Consider the following 20,591-nt stretch of genomic DNA (forward strand, 5'->3'; position numbering starts at 1 on the left):
TGTTAACCCAGTGGGTCGCATCGAGGGGGCTCCGTCGTCGAAGACATTGAAGATGCCGTTCATATTGATCTGTGCTGTCTTGAAAACAGGTTGTATGAAATGCCTCTGTTGATTTAGCAAGTTAGAAGCGTTGATTACCTAAATCGTATCACCCTCGGTTAGCGGGATCATCGCGACGACGGACTCTTCGCCGCTTAGCAAGTGAACTGCGACCTCTTGGTAGAGCGATAGCGACAAACCTGTTCCAAGATCTTGATGAATATCGATGAATACATCAACCAGATGGTCCGCTCCGTGTATTTTTCGTCGATCGACGAAAAATGCTCTGCGTGTTGAAGGGGAAAGCGGTGCATTAACGAACCGAGAATCAACTTTCGTCGATCGGAAGTTGATCAGTTTACCGCGAGGGAGATCGAGTAGATGGAGGTAAATCATTAACTGCGAAACATGCTCGCCAGTCATTTCTGAAACTGTCTTTAGTTCGTAAACTCCGCGGGAATCAATGACGGCATCCAGATAATATGTCTGATGAAACGTGCTATGCGCAACACCAATTGGAACCTGCTGGCGACAAGTCAGCCCTGTTCTTTCGAGCTGGAGCCCAAAGAATGCTCCATAAATTCACTCATCAGCCAATCTGCCTAGTTGGTTTTGGGTGGCGTAGGCACAACTCATCACGCGGTAATCGAGTGATGCAAACTCTTCGGTAGTCAACGGTTCAATGCGCATCCCGCAGGTAATTGGCATAGAACGAGTCATCGGGCAAGAAGATGGTGGCAAGAAAATGAAGAGCAAGAAATATATTCTTGCCCCCATCTTCTTGCCAGGAATATGCTTTCACCGCACGCGACAAACATCCAATCGTAGCAACCTATCTCATGGCTTGACCCAAGGCGCTCGTGCGTTCTGAGTGATTTCGGCATCGATCTCTTCCAGTCTTGCACGGAGACGGTTCACGATCTCGGGCTGCGATTTCCATTGATTGGATTGCTCGCCTAGATCCTTCGATAAGTCGAAGAGCAAGATTTGCGGATCTTGCGATTTTTTGTCCGAGTTTGGAGTCTGCTTTGCTTGTTGATTCGGTGGTGCAGGTTTCTTAACCAGAAGCTTCCAATCACCCTGGCGAATACCCTCGACCTCGCCCTGAGCGGTGTAGTAGACAAATTCTTCGCGAGGAGACCTAGTATCGGTTCCCATCCAAAGGGTCGAGACGTCCATACCATCGATCTTTCGATCACTCGGCAAGGGAGATCCGATGATCGCGGCGATCGTTGGAAGCACATCGATCGTGCCTGTCAGCGCATCGCATACTGTTCCCGGTGGGATTCCGGGCCCCCGGATCAAGCAAGGGACTCGCTGTCCACCTTCGAAGGTCGTCCCTTTTCCATCGCGTAGTGGGCCCGCAGAACCGCCATGATGCTTGAAGGGGAGCCAAGGGCCATTGTCGCTCGTGAAGATGACGAAGGTGTTTTCCGACACACCCGTTTCATCGAGAGTTTGAAGCAATCGCCCAATTTCAGTATCGATATGTTCGATCGTGTTGATGTACGCGCGTTTGGGGTCGGGATCGCGAACATCGTCGGGAACATAAAGAGGGATATGAGGCATCGAGTGAGGCAGATAGACAAAGAAGGGTCGATCGCGGTTGGCCTTCACAAAGTCGATCGCTTTTTGGGTGTAGCGCCGTGTTACGGTACGCTGATCAACCGGCAATTCGACGATCTTTTCATTCTCGAATAGCGGAGTCTTCCACTTGGTGAGCGCCGATTCAGGATCTGTCCATAACGCGTCCATGCCGCCAGCCCCACCCTGCGGCTTCGCTTTGTTGTCTGGGTAGTTCATATCGTTCGAATAAGGAATCCCAAAATACGTATCGAAGCCTTGAGCGGTCGGCAACACCTCGGGATGGTGCCCCAAGTGCCATTTTCCGATGCAAGCGGTGGCGTACCCCTGAGTCTTGAGGTGGTCGGCGATGGTATGCTCGGTCGGGTTGAGTCCCTTCGTCGAAGTAGGAAACAACACATGTTGGTGCATGCCCACTCGCTTCGGATAGCACGCGGTTAGTAACGCCGCGCGCGAAGGGGTACACACGGGCGATGCGACCATAAAATTCGTGAACTTGCGCCCTTGTTCTGCCAACCGATCGAGATGGGGTGTGCGAATCGTCTTGGATCCGAAACAACCGAGATCACCATAGCCCAAATCGTCTGCAAAAATGAGCACAATATTCGGGAGTTTGGCCTCTGATGCGTCGGCTCGGTCCAATAGGAGCGCGAGACATACCACCGCCGTGAGAGATAGAACATTGCGAACCCACGAAGCGTGCTTGAGAGGATTGGGAGTCATGGACTTGGATCCAGTGAAAAGCTTTGCGCAGAGAATCGGTATACGGACCGATTCATTCGTCAGCATTGTAATCGCTCCTGTGTCGCGTATGGCCGAAGTCGACGGGGCTCCGTTCGACACGTGCTCGACGACCGAATGAAATCGATTGCACGGGTAGCCTCGGACACCTGCCTCGGACATGCGTTCAATAATGGAATGCCGAGCAAAGGATTGCCGACGGTGCAAATAGCGATGCGACCTGGATTGGAGAGCGTACAATACATCCCTCGAGTACTCGGCGCGGTTATCACAGAGCTGTCGGTGGAATCAAGAAGGAGTCTGCATCATCGAACATCAAGGGATCCGAAACGCGGATCGGAGGGAACGGTCATGACGAAAGCCGAGCTGCCGTTTTCGGATCCGATTCGATCTCTTCCCTACTTTGCCCAAACGCTTCTGGCATGCCGATTTCTTCGTCGAGTTACCCTCTCCCTGTTCGCCGGTGACGAAAGATCCATTGCATGCGAATTTTGCGATGGGTTGGAATCGATCGCGCGCGATGGAGAAGGACAAACACTTCACGATGTGGTCGTTCGATCACTTCTGCCCCCGTACCATTCTTGGAAACCTTCGGAGATGGGCCGAGCCTTTGCGTACGCTCGCGATGCGATGGAGTCGGCGTTGCAGAGCAAGCGGGCCAGCATCGAGAACCAAGTCAGTTCGTTGGTCATTCTCTCCCTGCTTGAAATCTACCGAGAGCCCCGCTTTTCCGAGACACAAGTGGCGATTCTGCTCAGTAGCGATCTCGCGCAATTGAGATTCGTCTGCCGGGAAGCGAAACTAGGACCGTGGGATGGTATGACCAACGATGTTTTGACTCGACTGACTCCTTGCCATGCGCTAGAGCTGCTCGCGCCCCCCATTGCAATAGAGGACCGGTTTCGATGAGTTGGCTTACTACCGTGTTGGTTGGAATCTTGGGTTCTATGGTGGGCGGTGGAGGAATGTTTGGAATTGCCCTCCTATGCGTGAAGTGGTATCGCATCTCCAGTTTTGAGGGGGGCTCGGGATACTTTGTTATCGGATTGACTTTGCTCGGGGCACTATGCGGTTTGATCGTTTCGATGATCGCAGGTCGCATCGCGCACCATACGTTCAGTACGCACTGGTCGAGTCAATGGGTGGCGTCTTTAGCCGCTGAGGGCGTCATTCTCTTGTTGGTACTCCTGGCAGCTTATTCGGGTGTCGACCGCATCCCAGAACTCGACGGACAACCGATCGATGTCATCTGGGAAATTCGACTCCCACGCGATACCAACGAGCTTTTTCTTCCGCCGGGACCTCCTGCATCCTGGGAGGAGGAACACTTGCGTCTTGAGTTTGTGAGTGTCTCGAACCACAAGTCGAGAGGTTGGGAGTTGGCTCGATTCGATCGTGATTTGTTTCGACTAGAAAATGAACAATGGATTCTGGTTGCAAAGGTCCCGCTCTTCACAAGCAAAGGAGAATTCTGCGTGAACCTGACACTCGGAGGAAGGGATGATGGATTCTGGCCAGCCATGAAACCCGTCCCCACTGCTGCTTCTTTCGAATGGAGTAATTGGTTTCGTACCAACAAGTCCAAGGACCAGTCACTGGAAATCTCTTCGATCATGGTTCGATTCCGATTCGAAAAGCGGATGGAGACAGTGAACAACTAAGAACGCTTGACGTGCAGGGAGCATGACTCGCTGTTCTGCATGACCGCGAAGACAACGCACCATCGCATCGGGCGGATCGCTCGCAATGTTCGTTGTGCGCGTTTTGACACCCATTCTGCAATATGTGTCAAATGTGCTAATGAATGCTTGCGCACAGGGAACGCAAGCATTTGGGGCTGTGCGCAAAAAAACAATTTCTCATGAAGAGTCCGCCAAGACGCACGCAGAACAAGCCGTAGAGAATAAGGCAGACTCGGAATTTCCGAGTCTTCGTCCTCGTCGATGTAACGAGCGAACTTTTATGAAATACTGGTTTATTAGATCCCAGGTGCATAATGAAAAAATCTTCGGGCTTTACGTTGGTTGAATTGCTGGTTGTGATTTCCATTATCGGCGTGTTGGTCGGATTGCTGCTGCCGGCGGTGCAAGCAGCACGGGAGGCGGCGCGTCGGATGCAATGCTCGAACAATCTGAAGCAGTTGGGACTCGCGTTTCACAATCGCGAATCCGCCATGCGCAAACTTCCTGCTGGCTATTACGACTCCCTTCCAGGGGGGGCGACCGCTTCCGCTCCAGAGAATCAAAACCCCGATTGGGGATGGGCAGTCATGTTGATGCCTTACATGGAACAAGGCAACGTGTACCAAGCATTGGGTGTAGATCGATTCAAACTACAAGAGATCATCATCGGTTGTTCCGGTATCCCCGGGAGCGCGCCGATCTCCGCGTATCCCGCGCAATTCCATGACTTCGTCCGAGCCACCAGCACTCCGTTGCCCAGCTTCATTTGTCCAAGCGGTGCAGAGCAAGTCAGCATTATGACAACCTTCAGCGATCCTGTGTCTCAGATGTACAACCGAAATGAGGGGATCGGCCGATCCAACTACATCGCTTGCATCGGTGTGACTACCAACGGGGGTGCCTTGCAGGGAGATACAGGTGGAGTATGTGGCTACAAGGACGAAAGAGGCTTTAGGAACATCACCGACGGAACCAGTAACACCATCCTCGCGGGAGAACGAGCGGTGAAGATTGCCACTAATGATCAAGTAACCTGGCTGGGCACTCCGAAGTCCATCGGCAACGGGGCTCATGCGAAACGTGTGATGGGATCCGCGCAGTACGTGATCAATCCCGTCCCGACGCAAACCCAAGCGACGGTCTTTTCCTTCAGCAGCTTGCATCCAGGTGGAGCGAACTTTGTTTTGGCAGATGGATCCGTTCATTTCATCAGCGATACGATCGAATTCAAGTGGCACGCGACTGATCGAAGCCAATGGGGTGTCTTCCAGAAGCTGGCTCACCGTGAAGACGGTTATCCCACTGAAGGTTTTTAACCCGCACTCAATGTTCCACCACCACTTTATTTTTATCCATTCGCGTTCGCATCCCTTGGAGAATTCTCTTGTTTCGTCCAGCCTCATTCGCTCTATCGTGTTGTGCGTTGCTTCTGTTTGGAGCACTCTCCGGGTGTGCTAACCGGATTCCGACCGCTTCGGTTACCGGAACGATTACCATCAACGGAAAGCCGGTCGAAGGGATCGAAGTTCAATTTGTCCCCGAAGCCAAGGTCAGACCTTCCATCGGGATGACCGATGCGCAGGGGCGTTACCGTGCAGAGTTTCTCACGACGCAATCCGGTGTGGTCTTGGGCTCCTGTGTGGTTCAGTTATCCATCTATCGTGGCGAGTCCATGAAAAACTACTTGCCCAAGAAATTCAACGAGGACGCGGCGAGCAACCCCGAGTTCAATTTGAACGTCGTCGAAGGTGGCATCACGTTCGACTATGACATTAAGTACGACGGAGAGATTCCGCCCTTCGTTCCGATGTAGTGAATTGGAGAACCAGACAAGTGTAGCTCTCAGAGTTTATCCTCAAGCTCGATGCAACCGATCCGAGACGGATGTATCCACGTTGGATATATTCGTCTCGTTTTGTTTTCATTCTCAACGCGCCTTATTTCTTGATCCTTGAACGCCGCAGACAGTAATCACCACAACGAATCGCTCTATCCCCATGACTTTATTTCGATTGATAGTTGGATTTTCTCTGGCTTGGTTTTGTCTCACCTCGTGCGCGTCCTATGCGGCCGACAAAACGCCACTCACGATTCCGGACCTCACCAAAGGGGAGGTCATACCTCCAGAATCCAAGCACGATTGGAATCTTGGCCCAACAGGCTTGCGTGGGTGGATGTATTGCGACAAGCTGGTCACGACTGATGCGAGGCAGATTGCAATTACCAAGGTGGAAGAGAACTCTCCTGCTGACGGCGCTCTTGCGGTAGGCGATGTGATTCTGGGGGTCGGGGGCAAACCATTTTCGTACGACCCTCGAACAGAGGTTGGAAAAGCGATTACATGGGCTGAGTCTGAGGCGGGTGGTGGACGACTTGCTCTGTTACGATGGCGAAATGGCACAGTCGATGACGTCGAATTGAAGCTTCCGATCTTAGGAAGCTTTAGTACGACCGCTCCATATGATTGCTCGAAATCCGAGCAAATACTTCTACGAGGGTTGAAGTCGCTTGAAGCTCGGATGTCAGCCCCTGGTTACTCGAGCTCCACGGATCCTATCCCGCGTTCCTTGAATGCACTGGCTCTGTTAGCCAGTGGTGAACCGGCTTATCAACGGCTACTTCAGCGAGAGGCATCGTGGGCTGCGAGCTTTACCCGGGAAGACTTTCGTACCTGGTATTATGGCTACGTTATGATTTTCTTGGCCGAATACACCCAGGCCACAGGAGATAACTCCTTCCTTCCCGGGTTGCGACGATTGGCCAGAGAGGCTGCGAGCGGTCAAAGTGCCGTTGGCTCTTGGGGGCACACCTTTGCACTCCCTGATGGTCGGCTGCGAGGCTACGGGATGATGAATTCACCGGGATTACCCCTCACGATCGGAATGGTTCTCGCTCGAGAAGCTGGTGTGAACCACAGCGAAGTCACGGAGGCTATTGATCGCAGCGCGAGACTTTTACGATTCTATGCGGGCAAAGGAGCGGTGCCTTACGGCGACCATGCCGCTTGGATGGAGACGCATGAGGACAACGGTAAATGTGGTATGGCGGCCGTCCTATTTCATTTACTCGGTGAAACCGGCAGCGCAGACTTTTTTACCCGGATGGCAGTAGCCTCGCATAGTGGGGAACGGGATTGTGGTCACACCGGCAACTACTTCAATATCCTGTGGTCTCTACCTGCCATTGCGCAGGCAGGCCCCAATGCCACAGGGGCATGGACGAAGGAGTTTGGTGCTTGGTACCACGATCTGGCTCGACGATGGGGTGGATCATTTGCCCATCAAGGCCCCCCCGAACCCAGTTTCGATAGCTACCAAGGTTGGGATGCGACCGGCGCTTACTTACTCGCATACTCGCTGCCTCGTAAGAAGATTACGATCACAGGCAAAGGGGCGAGGAATGTGCCGCAGATTTCGCTTCACAGAGCAGAAAGTCTTATCGCCGATGGGCGCGGTTGGGATAATAAGGACCGTAACACAGCCTATGATCGATTGGACGATCAAGACCTTTTATCACGTCTTGGCTCATGGTCGCCAATCGTGCGTGAGCGGGCCGCCATGGCCCTTGCCAAACGAAAGTCGCCCCCCGTTTCCGCGATGATCGCGCTTCTGGAATCGGGCTCCATCGAGGCTCGAATGGGAGCCTGCGTCGCGTTCGAGAAACTGCGAGGCAGGGCTGCAGAAGCAGTCCCCACGCTCCAGCTTGCACTGAAGCATGACAATATGTGGCTCCGCGTTTGCGCTGCCTCTGCACTATCCAAGATTGGAAAACCCGCGATAGCCGCGCTTCCCGATTTGCTAGGAATGATCGATCGTGTTCCATCACCCGAGGATCCGCGGGGCATGGAGCAGAGATTTGTTTCTCTCGCGATATTCGATGAAATGCTTCGCGTCCCGAATGCGATGGAAGGCGTGGATCGTGATCAGTTACGGTTGGCGATTGCAAGCGGCCTGCGAAACCAAGATGGTCGTGCCCGAAGCGAAATCAGCTCCATCTACAATCGCCTTCGCTACGAAGATCTTCAACCACTCCTACCAGCCATCCTCGAAGCGATCGAAAAGCCGGCACCCAGCGGAGAGATGTTTGCCGATGGTGTGCGTTTAAATGGTTTGAAAGTGCTCGCTACCCATCACATCGAAGAAGGAATCCAAGCGTGTGCTGATTATTTGCGAACTCAAAATCCTTGGGCCAGCGAGAAGCGGACGCCCGAGATTCTTGAGATCCTGACGATGTACGGTGAACACGCACAGCGGGTCATCCCGCACTTAAGCGAAACGGCGGCGATGTTCGAGCAAGGGGAGTTGAACTTTCCCAAGAAGTTCAGCCGACAGAAGGCAGAGGCGGTGAGAGCTACTATCAAAAGCATCGGATCTTCCAAAGAACGGCCCTCATTGCGTCGGATCAACTAAACCGATAGTGCAACCGATTCGCGATGAGAATAGCCTGCGGTTGGACGATGTATTTTTGATCTGCTGTCTTCCATTGTGGATCTGTCGGCAATTGTCGATCTGTTGTCCTCAATAGATCTGGATCGCCTGACGCACCGCGCCAGTTAAGAATCTTTCCCCTCAGGCGATTGGCTAGAGAGCTTGGGGGGAGAAGTGGTTTGGTCGATAGAGTGGTGATCTATAGCGCTGAAACGGTCGAGGACGACCGTTCAACATGTCGATCTGTTGTCCTCAACAGATCAGGATCGCCTAACGCGCCGCGCCAGTTAAGAATCTTTCCCCCGGGCGATTGGCTAGAGAGCTTGGAGGTAGAGGTGGTTTGGTCGATAGAGTGGTGGTCTAAAGCGAGGAAACGGACGAGGACGACCGTTCGACATTGTCGATCTGTTGTCCTCAACAGATCAGCATCGCCTAACGCATCGCGCCAGTTAAGAATCTTTCCCCCCGGTTCTGTCCAGCCGGTTGTTTCTTCAGACGACGTTTAGGAGAAACGATACCGGCGAGAGCGTTGCGAAGCGAGCGGTCGTTCGTCCGCGCCAAGGATAGCAATGCGAATCGAGCGGTCGTTCGTCCGCGCCAAAGATCCTGAAAGGATCGAAGCTTGTAGCCGGGGGGTTGAGCGCAGCGACACCCCCGGGTTGCGTCCCATACCCTCTCTTATCCCGAAGGGATTAAAGATCCGTCTTGCATCCCTTCGGGATGCGTTGACCTTGGTACACCCACCGGGGGTGTCGCTTACGCTCAACCCCCGGCTAATGGCTCAAGTCCTTTCAGGACAAAAGAAAAGACCGTACGACATGTCGATCTGTTGTCCTCAACAGATCAGGATCGCCTATCGCGCCGCGCCAGTTAAGAATCTTTCCCCCGGGCGATTGGCTAGAGAGCATGGGGGGAGAAGTGGTTTGGTCGATAGAGTGGTGATCTATAGCGCTGAAACGGTCGAGGACGACCGTTCAACATGTCGATCTGTTGTCCTCAACAGATCAGGATCGCCTAACGCGCCGCGCCAGTTAAGAATCTTTCCCCCGGGCGATTGGCTAGAGAACTTGGGGGGAGAAGTGGTTTGGTCGATAGAGTGGTGGTCTAAAGCGCGGAAACGGTCGAGGACGACCGTTCGACATGTCGATCTGTTGTCCTCAACAGATCTGGATCGCCTGACGCGCCGCGCCAGCTAGGAATCTTTCCCCCGGGCGATTGGCTAGAGAACTTGGGGGGAGAAGTGGTTTGGTCGATAGAGTGGTGGTCTAAAGCGCGGAAACGGTCGAGGACGACCGTTCGACATTGTCGATCTGTTGTCCTCAACAGATCAGCATCGCCTAACGCATCGCGCCAGTTAAGAATCTTTCCCCCCGGTTCTGTCCAGCCGGTTGTTTCTTCAGACGACGTTTAGGAGAAACGATACCGGCGAGAGCGTTGCGAAGCGAGCGGTCGTTCGTCCGCGCCAAAGATCCTGAAAGGATCGAAGCTTGTAGCCGGGGGGTTGAGCGCAGCGACACCCCCGGGTTGCGTCCCATACATTGTCTTATCCCGAAGGGATTAAAGATTCGTCTTGCATCCCGACGGGATGCGTTGACCTTGTTACATCCACCGGGGGTGTCGCTAATCGCTCAACCCCCGGCTAATGTCTCAAGTCCTTTCAGGACAAAAGAGACGACCGTTCGACATGTCGATCTGTTGTCCTCAACAGATCAGGATCGCCTAACGCGCCGCGCCAATTAAGAATCTTCCCCCCGGGCGATTGGCTAGAGAGCTTGGAGGGAGAGGTGGTTTGGTGGATAGAGTGGTGGTCTAAAGCGCTGAAACGGTCGAGGACGACCGTTCGACAACGGACGAACGTTCGACATGATAGGGTTAGGGGGCGACGGTTAGGCTAGGATCTTTTGGAGAACTTGGCCGTGGACATCGGTCAAGCGGAAGTTGCGTCCGGCGTAGCGGTACGTCAATCGCTCGTGATCGAGGCCCAGGAGATGGAGGATGGTGGCATGCCAATCGTGGATATGGCACTTGTCCTCTACCGCCTGGTATCCCAACTCGTCGGTGGCGCCATAGCTGAAGCCTCCGCGGACACCTCCACCAGCCATCCAAGTCGTGTAACCTTTGTGGTTATGGTCACGGCCGTCGCCGTTTTGGGCATCCGGGGTTCGTCCGAATTCTCCACCCCAGATTACGAGGGTTTCATCCAGGAGCCCGCGTTGTTTCAGGTCTTCGAGAAGGCCGGCGATCGGTTTGTCGATCTCTCGGCAGTTTTGGGGCAGTTGGGTCGAAAGACGTTGATGATGATCCCAATTTCCATGAGTCACTTCCACGAAGCGAACGCCGGACTCGATGAATCGTCGTGCCATCAAGCATTGGCGACCGAAGCCGTCCGTGTCCCGTTCATCAATACCATAGAGAGCTAGTGTCTTCGCAGATTCATCTTGGATATCCATCAACTTCGGTACAACGTCTTGCATACGGAACGCAAGCTCGTAGGACTCGATCAGCCCTTCGACCTCCGGCTGCACAACCTCCCGTTCCAGTTTCTGACGATTGAGCTCTTGTAAGAAATTGAGTTGCAGGCGTTGCTCCTTTTTAGCCAGCCGGGTGTTGGTCATATCCGGAATGGGGGGAGTTGTATTGTTGTTTCGATCGCGCAGCATGGCGGCTCCTCGGCCTTGGGACCGGCCAATTTTCGTTCCGCTGTAAATGGCGGGGAGAAAGGAGCTGCCGAAATTCTGTGCTGAAGCTGCAGGGGGATTGAGAGCGATGAATCCCGGCATGCTCTCGTTTTCTGTCCCTAGTCCATAGAGCGTCCAAGCTCCCAGTGAGGGGCGAACAAATTGGGCGGTCCCTGTGTGCATTTGAGTCATGGCTCGAGTATGAATCGGTTGATCGCAGTGCATCGAGCGGATCAAGCAAAGAGAATCCGCGTGCTTTCCCAACTCGGGGAACAACTCGGAAATCCATAACCCGCTTTTTCCTTGCTGCTGAAAGGACCATGGGGATGCGAGCAGTGGGCTGAATCCTGGACGTCCGCTACGCTCGTTGGACTTGCCAAGTTCCGGTTTGTAATCGAAGGTGTCGACGTGCGACGGGCCACCTTGCATGCAGAGAAAGATCACTCGCTTTGCTTTCGCAGGAAAGTGAGACGCTTTGGGGGCCAGGGGATTGCCTTCACCCGATTGCTGAGCCTGTAGCGTCGAGAGTCCGGAGAACGCAAGGAATCCGAAGCCGGCGGAGGCGGATTGGAGAATTTCACGTCGGGAGTAGATCATGGTTCCATTACCGAAAGCGGGTGAAGGAGAACGGGCTGCGTGGATTCGTGTTTACGCCGGGGATGTCTCACAAAAAAATCGAAGGATACATCAAGGGATGTAACGGAACTCCGCAGAGCCAAAGAGGGCTTGGCAAAGTTGGCTTAGTGCCTGAAAGGATCGAACGTCGGACGGTTGGTCCCCTTCGCCTTGCACAGCACTACGATAGAACGCCAATGCCGCGTTCCTTTCTCCTTCATTTGCTTTTCGACCGTATACTTCCAGGAAGGCTTGCTCGATCCGAGTAATCGGATTGCTTTGGGACTGCATCAAAACGCGAGCGAGTGCATCGCTTTGTTCGAGTATGAAGGGACTGTTCATCAAATAGAGAGCTTGTTCGGGCGTATTGGATGATTCTCGCTCTCCCACGATCAAGCTCGGTTCAGCGAAATCGAATAGATCCAATGCACGAGGGAGGCTGTTTCGTGCGATCGGTAAGTAAATGCTGCGGTAATACGTCGGTGCATCAAATGGTTGCGAATTATTACGAATGCCAAAGAGGGGGCGGAGCAGACTTCCGATCGCCTCGGGGGAGTCCGACAGGATTGCGCGAAGTGCCTCCGGTGGAATCATGGCGGGGCCGTTGGGTCCGAGTATGGTTTGCCCCCATGTTGCGATGATCGATCCTCGCGGCCGGCGCGGATCCAACTGTCGGCTAATTGCAAGAATGGAGTCTCGAAGGGCTTCCGCATCGAGTCTACGTGGATTGGCTCTGGCAACATAAAGGTTGTTAGGATCGGCTTCCAGATGCGTAGGGTCGTATTGCGATGACAGACGATAGACTCGCGAATTGGCAATGGTGCGAATCACATGTTGGATCGACCAATTGTGATCCATGAATTCAACGGCCAAGTAATCGAGTAACTCGGGATGGCTCGGAGGAGGGCCTGACAATCCAAAATTATCGGTTTCTCGCACCAAGGCTTTTCCGATCAGATGCTGCCAAATGCGATTGACCATGACGCGGGCAGTCAGCGGATTTTCGCGGGAGGTGAGCCACTGCGCGAATTCCAGTCGCCCCGACGTTTTGTGGGAGAGGGACGCTGGCTGTGGGGAGAGAACCGAGACGAATCCTCGAGGTACCTCCTGAGCGGGTTTGTCGATTTCTCCTCGGGCTAACAGTCTGGCATTGCTGATGCGTTCGGAGTCTTGGACTCCCATGGCGAGCGTCAGGGGTTTGCCGTTGGAGTCGTACGAAAGGATTTGTTGGTTGAGTTGCGAGACGGCTTGGTCCAGGATCGCGGCGTTGAGGAATCGATTGCGAGGATTAGTCGGTGCATTAGGTTGTCGTTGTGCTCTTCGAGCCTCGACAAGGTCTATTTCGAGTTGCGATAGCTGCTCCTTCATCTTGGCCAGTTCGCTGGAGGCGATTGGTTTGGCATCGGGTCCCAGATCGTCGATCGGCAGCTCGATGAGACGGCTAGGTTGGCGATTCCGAAGACTTCGGGAACCTCCAAAGCATGTCTCCGTGCTTTGAAAGAGTCCGGCGAGGGCGTAATAGTCTTCCTGTGTGATCGGATCGAATTTGTGATCATGGCATCGCGCGCATGCGACAGAGACACCGAGGATGACACGCGTCGTCGCATCGATTTGCTCGTCGACTAGATCCGCTTTGAATTGGCGTGGGTTTTGTTCCGACAGGGACTTCGGACCGATAGCCAAGAAGCCGGTTGCGATGAGATTTTCCGCCCAGACTTCGTCGGTCGGTGCGGGGAGGAGATCCCCTGCCACTTGTTGGCGAACGAAGTGGTCATACGGTTTGTCTTGCTGGAACGAATCGATAACAAAATCTCGATATCTCCATGCGTATGGAAAGGTCGCATCGACCTCTTTTCCGGTTGACTCGGCATAGCGAGCCACATCGAGCCAATGGCGTCCCCATCGTTCGCCGAACTCGGGTTTCGCGAGAAGTGCATCCACGGTCTTCGAAACGGCATCATCGGGAGACTTTTCATACGCCATTTCGAAAGCTTGAACAGCCGATGCGTCGGGAAGGAATCCAATCAAGTCGACGTAGAGGCGGCGAACGAGGGTGTTCGCCGAAGTGTCCATGGCCGGTTTGAGATCGTGTTTGTCCCAAGTTGCAGCAATGAATCGATCGACGTCGCTTTTCGGCCATTCTTGAAGGTTGGGAGTAGGTACCGGCGGTTTGGTTGGTTTTTGGAACGACCAGAACGATCTTCCCTTTTCGATGTCCTCCGCCGTGACTTGCGACTGAATCTTCACCCCGGTTTGAATGCGAGGGTCGGGGGCTCCCATTTCGATCCAAGTCTTGAAGTCTTCGATAATGTTTGCGGAGAGTTTCGCATTGGGGGGCATGCGCATACCGCGGTGGTTGATTGCATCCCAGAGGACGCTTTCGTCGAGATGATGTGGAACGATGGCGGGGCCGGATTCCCCACCGGCTAGGATCGCGTCTCGGTGATCCAACGAGAGCCCTCCGCGAATCGCTTGACCATCGCTCGAATGGCATCGGTAGCAGTGTTCGATCAATACTGGTCGAATCTTGGATTCGAAGAATGAAATCGCTTCTGGGGAAAGCGATTCCATCGAAGTTTCGGGAGGTGCCTCCGTGTTTTGGCCCCAAGTCGTATCGCTCAGCGATACCGATCCAATCGACGCAAGAAAGGCAATCGATAGAGTGGCGAGCGACGGTCTGGCAAAAGTAACCGTCGCTCGTGGGAAAGAGAAGGGCTGTATCATCGAAAGCATTCTCCGGTGCAATGGGTCGTTCAAACGCTTGGGACGCTATGATCGGTCGTCGTCGCTAGGGCGTCGCGGGCGAACAGGACCTTCGCTCCCTCCGCGATCAGGACCGCGACCCGCACCGGGGCCACCTATCCGATCGCGAAACATTTCCGTGGCACGTTCGACTTCATCGCGTGAAATGGCGCCATCTCCGTTTTGATCGATCCGTTCCATTCGGTCACGCATGGGTTCGGGAATCTCATCGCCGCTCAGTTTGCCGTCATCGTTTGCATCGCGTGATTTGAACATGCGGAGCATGAGAGCGGGGCCACCTTGCGGGCCCATAGGACCTTCGCCGTCACCCTGACGTCCCATCGCATTCGCCATCGCCCTGGGATCTGGACGCATTTCATCGAGGGTTAGTTTGCCGTCGCCGTTTTTATCGAGTCGGTGGAGAGCTTTCGAAGCATTTTCGATTTCGGATGCGGAGAGTTCTCCATCGGAGTCTGCGTCCAAGGCGGCGAGGACGGGCATCATTCGCATGAACGCGCCTGCTCCCATTCCTCCAGGTCCGGGTCCGCCAGGGAACCCTGGCCCGCCTGGACCGGGTCGACCCTCGGGTGGGCGTCCAGGCCCACGACCTTCTGGCCCACGTCCTTCTGGCCCGCGTCCTTCTGGCCCGCGTCCTTCTGGCCCGCGTCCTTCTGGCCCGCGTCCGCGACCTTCACCGGGGCCACGACCTTCAGGTCCGCGTTCGCCGCGCCCTCGTTCTGCTTCGCCTGGTGGGGGACCGCGGCGTCGGCCTTCTTCGCGAGGACCTTCGTCTCCGGGGCGGCCTTCCGGTCGATCGCGGTTTTCACCTCGGCGGTTGGGGCGGTCGTCGTTTTCTTGAGCGAGGAGGGGTTGTGGGAGCGCCAATGCTGACAGCGCCAGGGCCCAGAGTTTGCGGTTCATGTTCCGATTCCTTAGGAGGAGAGTTTTGATTCGGGGGGTGATGGGTTGGAATACCGAATTGGCGGCTGGGCTATCCACATGCTCGAGAAAGATTTTTGGTGGAAAGTGGTACGATAGGGGAATCAGCCGTAATTTTGGATTCAAGCGGTGCATGGATCTTAGTTTCGGGTTGAACAACCGAACCGCAAATCAGTGATCAATCGACAGAACCTATGGATGCTTTCCCTCCCGAACCGATCCCGAGCTCCCAATGCGACGGGAATTCCCAAGATACATCGCCATGCGATGTGGAACGCGTTCGCCTTCGCAAAGGGGGGGGTGAGGCGTTGGTGCAATTGTGGGGGGAGCAAGTTTCGAAGCTGGAACGGATTGTCCAGTTTCGAATGGATCCCAACGTACGAGCTAGGATCGATCCCGCAGACGTTTTACAGGAAGCGTTCTTGCAAGTTTCGAAGCGAATCGACGAATACATCGAGGGAGTTCCTGTTTCGTGGTTTGTTTGGCTGAGGCAGAAGACTTTGCAAACGATGATCGATATGCAGCGAGCGCATTTCAGTGACAAGCGGGATGTACATCGGGAGGTGATGCGGCCATCTCAGCCCCACGGGCAGACCAGCAGTTTATCGATCGCTCGCGTTTTGATGGACGATTGCACATCCCCCAGTGTTGCGGCGTCACGTCATGAGGAGTTCGAACAGCTGCGTCGAGCGCTCGATTCCATGAACGAAACCGACCGAGAGGTGCTGGCGATGCGGCACTTTGAACAACTCAACAATCAGGAGGTCGCCGAGATGTTGGGGCTTTCCTCGACCGCCGCGAGCAATCGCTATGTCCGTGCGATGGTGAAGCTGGGTGAGATCATGAAATCTATATCGAAGCAGTCACCATGAACGATCCATCTGCGTTCGATAGCGATACCACCCGCCACCCCGTCGACGTTTTAGCGGAGGAATTCGCAGACCGACTTCGCAATGGGGAGCACCCCTCGATCGATGAGTATGTGACGCGATTCCCGCAATATGCAGAGGTCTTGCGCAGTGTGCTGGAGCCGATCGAAGCCGTCGAAAGGGTTTCATCCCTGCACGCAGCTCAGCAAGCGATGCAGTCGATGAGACCGCCCAAGCAATTGGGGGACTTTCGAATTGTTCGGGAGCTGGGTCGAGGGGGGATGGGGATTGTCTACGAGGCTGTGCAGCGTTCGCTCAATCGACGAGTCGCATTGAAGGTGATCAACGCGATGATCTCCGACACCGAGCAGAATCGTAACCGGTTTCAACGCGAAGCGGAGTCGGTCGCGGGTTTGCACCATACGAATATTGTTCAAGTTTATGGGAGCGGGCAGGACCAAGGTGTCCACTACTATGCAATGCAACTGATCGACGGTGTTCCGCTCGACCAATTGATCGATTGTCTCGTTCATCGCTCTCCCAATTCGGGCTACCTCGATTCGCATCGATTCACAACGGCACACGCGGTTAGGATGCTGCTCTCCTCCTCTCGCCATCGCGGGTCGCACCCGATCTCGAGCAGTGCGGAACCGAAAGATCCGACGTTAGGTACCGATGGTACGCTACCAATCGGCGTAGAGGCTACCGAACCGATTCGTGCACCCGAGAGCACGGCATCTCCCAAGGAAATGGACTCTACTCTCTCTCGAGAATATTTTCGCAATGTTGCACGCTTGGTCGGTGACGTTGCCAACGCCTTGGACTACGCACACCGTCAAAAAGTGTTGCATCGGGATATCAAGCCCGCCAATTTGATTCTCGATCGCGATGGTATTGTTTGGATCACCGATTTTGGGTTGGCACGGAGGGTGGATACCGACATCGCGACGCGAACGGGGGAATTGCTTGGGACGCTTCGATACATGGCCCCAGAACAAATCGCAGGGAAGGGGGATCATCGAATCGACATCTACAGTCTTGGGCTCTGTCTCTTTGAGTTGCTCGCTCTTCGCCCCGCTTTCGAATCTCCCAAGCAGCGATTGTTAGATCCGAAGGTCTATTCGACGCTTCCCAGCCTAAGAGCCATCAACCCGAGCATCCCTCGAGACCTGGAGACGATCGCATTGAAAGCGTGCGCGTTGGAACCGAAGGATCGCTATGCTTCCGCCAGCGCGTTGGAAGTCGACTTGAGACGGTTCCTGGAGGATCGTCCTATTCTGGCCCGCAAAGCGACGCGATGGGAAAGTTTGGTTCGGTGGAGCCGGCGCAATCCGGCAATCGCCTCGTTGCTCGCACTGTCTGCCAGTATGTTGCTGGCGATCGCGGGAATTCTGGCTTATACCAACCACGTCCAGCAACAGTCGTTGGAACAAATCCGTGAACTGTACGAGGAGGCAGGCGACACGCTGCGGGAAAAAACGCAAGCCCTCGAGAATGAGCAGCGAGAAAAAGCTCGGGCCGAAGGCAATTTGCAGCTCGCCATGCAAGCGTTCGATCAGATCATCGCCAACATTTCGGCTCGTGGAAGCACGATTGCATCGGATATCGAATCGGAAAACGATGATTCCTTTGAGGTGAGCGAGGCTGCCCTAAGCCAAGCCGATGTGATGCTACTGGAGTCGCTTCTTGGTTACTTTGAGAAGCTGAGTCAGCAGAACGCCAAAGATCTTCGCTTGGAAACAGCTTCAGCTCGCAAGCGAGTGGGGGATCTACAATTCCGACTGGGAAAACTCCCGGAGGCAGAGCAGTCCTATCAACAGGCACTGACCGAATTTCAGGCATTGATGAAGCAAGCCGATGCACCGAATGACGGCCCCGAACTGCCATTGTTTGAGGCGATTCATTCCCAAGCGGAAGTGTTTCACTCTTTGATGCTCACCACCGCGATGCAACGCAGAATGGTTCCCGCATTGCAGTATTTTGACCAAGCGAGAACGATGCTAGAGTCCAACGCCGAGTACGCAGCATCGCCGGCCGGACGATTCGATTTGGCTAGGCTCCTAAATAGTGTGGGAACGCTCGCGTCGCGAGCACCGATGCAGGGGAGGGGGCGCATGTTTGGGCCGCTGGGAGGAGGACCTCCCGGTTTTCGTCCACCCAATGGTGAAGGACCTCCACCCGGTCCTATGGGGGAATTGCGTCAGCGCAAAGAAAGTGAATTGAATCGCGAAGCCCTGCGACTTCTGGAAGGGCTGGTTCAGGAGGATGCTGGGAACACCTCCTACCGATTGGCGCTCGCGCATGCGTTGCGAGACGAAGTCCGAATCGAACGCCAACGCGGGGATCGCGCGGCAGCGGAAAGTGCGCTCGAGCAATCGATCGCTCTTTTAGAAACCCTGGTCAAGGATTATCCCAACTCCAACAAGTATCTTTATGAGTTGGCGGAGACGCTGGTGCTCGTCGGGCCATTCCGTTCTATGGAATCCTCGCCCTTGCCTCGCGCGCTGGAAATCAGTGAGAAGTTGATCAGCGAGAATCCAGCCAACCCCGCCTATTTGTCTTTGAAGGCCATGACGCTGGTTCGTCTGAGCGACGCGGTTCGTCCTCCTCCGCTTGGAATGGGACGCAATAAGCGGGGGCAAGAGTTGTTGGAGCAGGCTCTCGCCATCCAACAGAGCTTGGTCGATCGTTACAGCGATGTACCGATCTATGTCGGCAATTTGGTCGATATTCTCATTCGATTGTCCGACTTGGAAGCGAGCGCTGAGAAATCCAAAGAATATCGCGATCGAGCCGTCGATTTGGTTCGCACGCGAGATCCAAGAATGGGACCTCGCGAAATCCAGCAATGGGTCGATCGAACGCGCGAGCGCCGTCAGAACATGGAGATGCGCCCGAGACCTGGGTCGGGACCGGGCCCCGGACCTGGGTCGGGACCTAGGCCTTTGGCTGGGACTGAACCGGTGCCTGAACTGGTGCCTGAACTGGTGCCTGAACTGGTGCCTGAACTGGTGCCTGAACTGGGGCCTGAACTGGGGCCTGAACTGGGGCCTGGACCGGAGCCCCCTCCGCCTCGCTATTGAGCTTTCTTGGCGCGTGGGTGAGCCTTCAAGTAGGCTTGCCGGATGCTCGAGGTGCTGACGTGCGTGTAGATTTGAGTGGTGCCTAAGCTCTTGTGGCCAAGCATTTCCTGAACGCTGCGAATATCGGCCCCTCGATCGAGCAAATGGGTGGCGAAACTGTGGCGAAGGGTGTGAGGGGTGGTGCGAGTATCGAGCCCGCATTCCGTGATGTACTTTTCAAGCATTCTCGCAACGCTGCGGGTGGTGAGACGATTCCCGAATTTGTTGACGAAGGTCGCTTTCTCTTTTCCCTCTTCCTCCGTTTTGGATCGCTGGCGGACGGAAAAATACTCTTTCAATGCTCTGGCCGCGAATTTACCGATGGCTCCAAAGCGTTCTTTCCGACCTTTTCCACGCACACGGACAACTCCCTCTTCGAAATCGATATCGCGATCGTTCATCCCGACCACTTCGCTGACCCGGAGACCGGCGCTGTACATGACTTCGAGAATAGCTCGGTCCCGTCTCCCCATCGCATCGGTGGCGCTGGGGGCGTTCAGAAGTTGCTCGATCTCTTCGCCGGTGAGGAAATGAGGCAGTTTCCTTTGTCCCCTTGGATTGCGGAGGGGTTGGGCGGGATTGCTCTCCGCAAAGCCCTGCCGCATCGCAAATTTGTAAAAGCTGCGCAGCGATGCTAGCTTTCGAGCGATGCTCGTTTTGGCGTAACCTGCATCGTGCAAGGCGGATACATAGCCTCGGAGATCCACCGGTGTTACATCCGAGGGCTTGAGCTTTTTGGAGCCGTCGTCGGAGAGAAAGTCGGCCATGTCGATCAAATCTTCGCGGTACGATTTGATGGTCAGATCGGAGGCGTTGCGTTCCACGTCGAGGAAGCGAAGGAATTGTGCGATCTCTACGTGCATCGACGATTTCTCTTTCGGGTGCTATCGACTGATTGATCAGCCGTAGTCGCGCGAGCGACCGGTTGCCGAGTTCTTCCATCTACCTCGTAACTGTAGCACATTCAGGAGGACATGCTAAACCAGGCTTGGCGATTCCCTAGCGGTGTTCGACCTTTTGCTATCAAAGTGATTGAGTACGGGATGGTTTGGCAAACTGTAGCCATTATTTCCATTTTTATGTTTGGATAGTTTCGTCGCTCGGCGCCGATACTCTCTGTGAAGGCATCGGATTCTGGTACTCGTAACGATGG

14 protein-coding genes are annotated in these 20,591 nt (G+C 54.6%); 7 read left to right on the plus strand and 7 right to left on the minus strand.

The window, feature by feature from the left end:
- Nucleotides 1-138: 138 nt before the first annotated feature.
- Together VN12_RS14055 and VN12_RS14060 are read right to left on the minus strand one after the other, a co-directional pair.
- A complete protein-coding gene (locus VN12_RS14055) occupies nucleotides 139-621 on the minus strand; it encodes a GxxExxY protein (protein ID WP_146677421.1) in 483 nt (160 codons plus the stop codon).
- A 255-nt stretch (nucleotides 622-876) separates the two neighbouring features.
- Nucleotides 877-2,412, minus strand: coding sequence for a sulfatase (locus VN12_RS14060; protein ID WP_240491149.1), 1,536 nt, complete (start codon nucleotides 2,410-2,412; stop codon nucleotides 877-879).
- Between the two features lie 303 nt (nucleotides 2,413-2,715).
- Here VN12_RS14060 and VN12_RS14065 point away from each other — a divergent pair, with 303 nt between their 5' ends.
- From VN12_RS14065 to VN12_RS14085, 5 genes are all read left to right on the plus strand, one after another.
- On the plus strand, nucleotides 2,716-3,273 hold the full coding sequence (locus VN12_RS14065) for a hypothetical protein (protein ID WP_146677422.1): 558 nt from the start codon (nucleotides 2,716-2,718) through the stop codon (nucleotides 3,271-3,273).
- Complete coding sequence (locus VN12_RS14070) at nucleotides 3,270-4,025, plus strand: GlsB/YeaQ/YmgE family stress response membrane protein (protein ID WP_146677423.1); 756 nt, start codon at nucleotides 3,270-3,272, stop codon at nucleotides 4,023-4,025. Before VN12_RS14065 ends, VN12_RS14070 begins: the two co-directional genes overlap by 4 nt.
- Before the next feature lie 335 nt (nucleotides 4,026-4,360).
- Nucleotides 4,361-5,362, plus strand: a complete 1,002-nt coding sequence (locus VN12_RS14075; protein ID WP_146679934.1) for a DUF1559 domain-containing protein — start codon at nucleotides 4,361-4,363, stop codon at nucleotides 5,360-5,362.
- A 68-nt stretch (nucleotides 5,363-5,430) separates the two neighbouring features.
- Entirely contained in the window at nucleotides 5,431-5,859 is a 429-nt protein-coding gene (locus VN12_RS14080; RefSeq protein ID WP_146677424.1) for an Ig-like domain-containing protein, read from the plus strand.
- Nucleotides 5,860-6,043: 184 nt separating this feature from the next.
- Nucleotides 6,044-8,455 (plus strand): DUF6288 domain-containing protein, encoded by a 2,412-nt coding sequence (locus tag VN12_RS14085; RefSeq protein ID WP_146677425.1) that lies wholly within the window; start codon nucleotides 6,044-6,046, stop codon nucleotides 8,453-8,455.
- A gap of 1,904 nt (nucleotides 8,456-10,359) precedes the next feature.
- Here the strand turns inward: VN12_RS14085 and VN12_RS14090 are convergent.
- The 4 genes from VN12_RS14090 to VN12_RS25835 form a co-directional block, all read right to left on the minus strand.
- Nucleotides 10,360-11,748 (minus strand): DUF1501 domain-containing protein, encoded by a 1,389-nt coding sequence (locus VN12_RS14090; protein WP_146677426.1) that lies wholly within the window; start codon nucleotides 11,746-11,748, stop codon nucleotides 10,360-10,362.
- 90 nt (nucleotides 11,749-11,838) lie between these two features.
- A complete protein-coding gene (locus VN12_RS14095; protein ID WP_240491150.1) occupies nucleotides 11,839-14,490 on the minus strand; it encodes a PSD1 and planctomycete cytochrome C domain-containing protein in 2,652 nt (883 codons plus the stop codon).
- Nucleotides 14,491-14,535: 45 nt separating this feature from the next.
- Nucleotides 14,536-15,018 carry an EF-hand domain-containing protein gene (locus VN12_RS14100; RefSeq protein ID WP_168164404.1) on the minus strand — a complete coding sequence of 161 codons (483 nt, stop codon included), beginning with the start codon at nucleotides 15,016-15,018 and terminating at the stop codon, nucleotides 14,536-14,538.
- On the minus strand, nucleotides 15,009-15,335 hold the full coding sequence (locus VN12_RS25835) for a hypothetical protein (protein ID WP_168164405.1): 327 nt from the start codon (nucleotides 15,333-15,335) through the stop codon (nucleotides 15,009-15,011). Before VN12_RS25835 ends, VN12_RS14100 begins: the two co-directional genes overlap by 10 nt.
- Nucleotides 15,336-15,641: 306 nt before the next feature.
- Here VN12_RS25835 and VN12_RS14110 point away from each other — a divergent pair, with 306 nt between their 5' ends.
- Complete coding sequence (locus VN12_RS14110) at nucleotides 15,642-16,319, plus strand: sigma-70 family RNA polymerase sigma factor (RefSeq protein ID WP_146677428.1); 678 nt, start codon at nucleotides 15,642-15,644, stop codon at nucleotides 16,317-16,319.
- Nucleotides 16,316-19,399, plus strand: coding sequence for a serine/threonine-protein kinase (locus VN12_RS25840; RefSeq protein WP_168164406.1), 3,084 nt, complete (start codon nucleotides 16,316-16,318; stop codon nucleotides 19,397-19,399). Before VN12_RS14110 ends, VN12_RS25840 begins: the two co-directional genes overlap by 4 nt.
- Here the strand turns inward: VN12_RS25840 and xerC are convergent.
- Complete coding sequence (xerC, locus tag VN12_RS14120) at nucleotides 19,393-20,301, minus strand: tyrosine recombinase XerC (RefSeq protein ID WP_146677429.1); 909 nt, start codon at nucleotides 20,299-20,301, stop codon at nucleotides 19,393-19,395. The genes VN12_RS25840 and xerC overlap by 7 nt on opposite strands.
- Between the last annotated feature and the right edge of the window lie 290 nt (nucleotides 20,302-20,591).

The sequence above is a fragment of the Pirellula sp. SH-Sr6A genome, assembly GCF_001610875.1.
In the GTDB taxonomy this organism is placed as follows: Bacteria; Planctomycetota; Planctomycetia; order Pirellulales; family Pirellulaceae; genus JBKCUI01.

Bases quoted from the DNA above. Each gene is read 5' to 3' on its own strand.
- VN12_RS25840 (WP_168164406.1), top strand. From the start codon at position 16,316: ATGAACGATCCATCTGCGTTCGATAGCGATACCACCCGCCACCCCGTC.
- VN12_RS14075 (WP_146679934.1), top strand. From the start codon at position 4,361: ATGAAAAAATCTTCGGGCTTTACGTTGGTTGAATTGCTGGTTGTGATT.
- VN12_RS14090 (WP_146677426.1), bottom strand. From the start codon at position 11,748: ATGATCTACTCCCGACGTGAAATTCTCCAATCCGCCTCCGCCGGCTTC.
- VN12_RS14095 (WP_240491150.1), bottom strand. From the start codon at position 14,490: ATGATACAGCCCTTCTCTTTCCCACGAGCGACGGTTACTTTTGCCAGA.
- xerC (WP_146677429.1), bottom strand. From the start codon at position 20,301: ATGCACGTAGAGATCGCACAATTCCTTCGCTTCCTCGACGTGGAACGC.
- VN12_RS14085 (WP_146677425.1), top strand. From the start codon at position 6,044: ATGACTTTATTTCGATTGATAGTTGGATTTTCTCTGGCTTGGTTTTGT.
- VN12_RS14060 (WP_240491149.1), bottom strand. From the start codon at position 2,412: ATGCTGACGAATGAATCGGTCCGTATACCGATTCTCTGCGCAAAGCTT.
- VN12_RS14070 (WP_146677423.1), top strand. From the start codon at position 3,270: ATGAGTTGGCTTACTACCGTGTTGGTTGGAATCTTGGGTTCTATGGTG.
- VN12_RS14100 (WP_168164404.1), bottom strand. From the start codon at position 15,018: ATGCGAATGATGCCCGTCCTCGCCGCCTTGGACGCAGACTCCGATGGA.
- VN12_RS14110 (WP_146677428.1), top strand. From the start codon at position 15,642: ATGGATGCTTTCCCTCCCGAACCGATCCCGAGCTCCCAATGCGACGGG.
- VN12_RS14065 (WP_146677422.1), top strand. From the start codon at position 2,716: ATGACGAAAGCCGAGCTGCCGTTTTCGGATCCGATTCGATCTCTTCCC.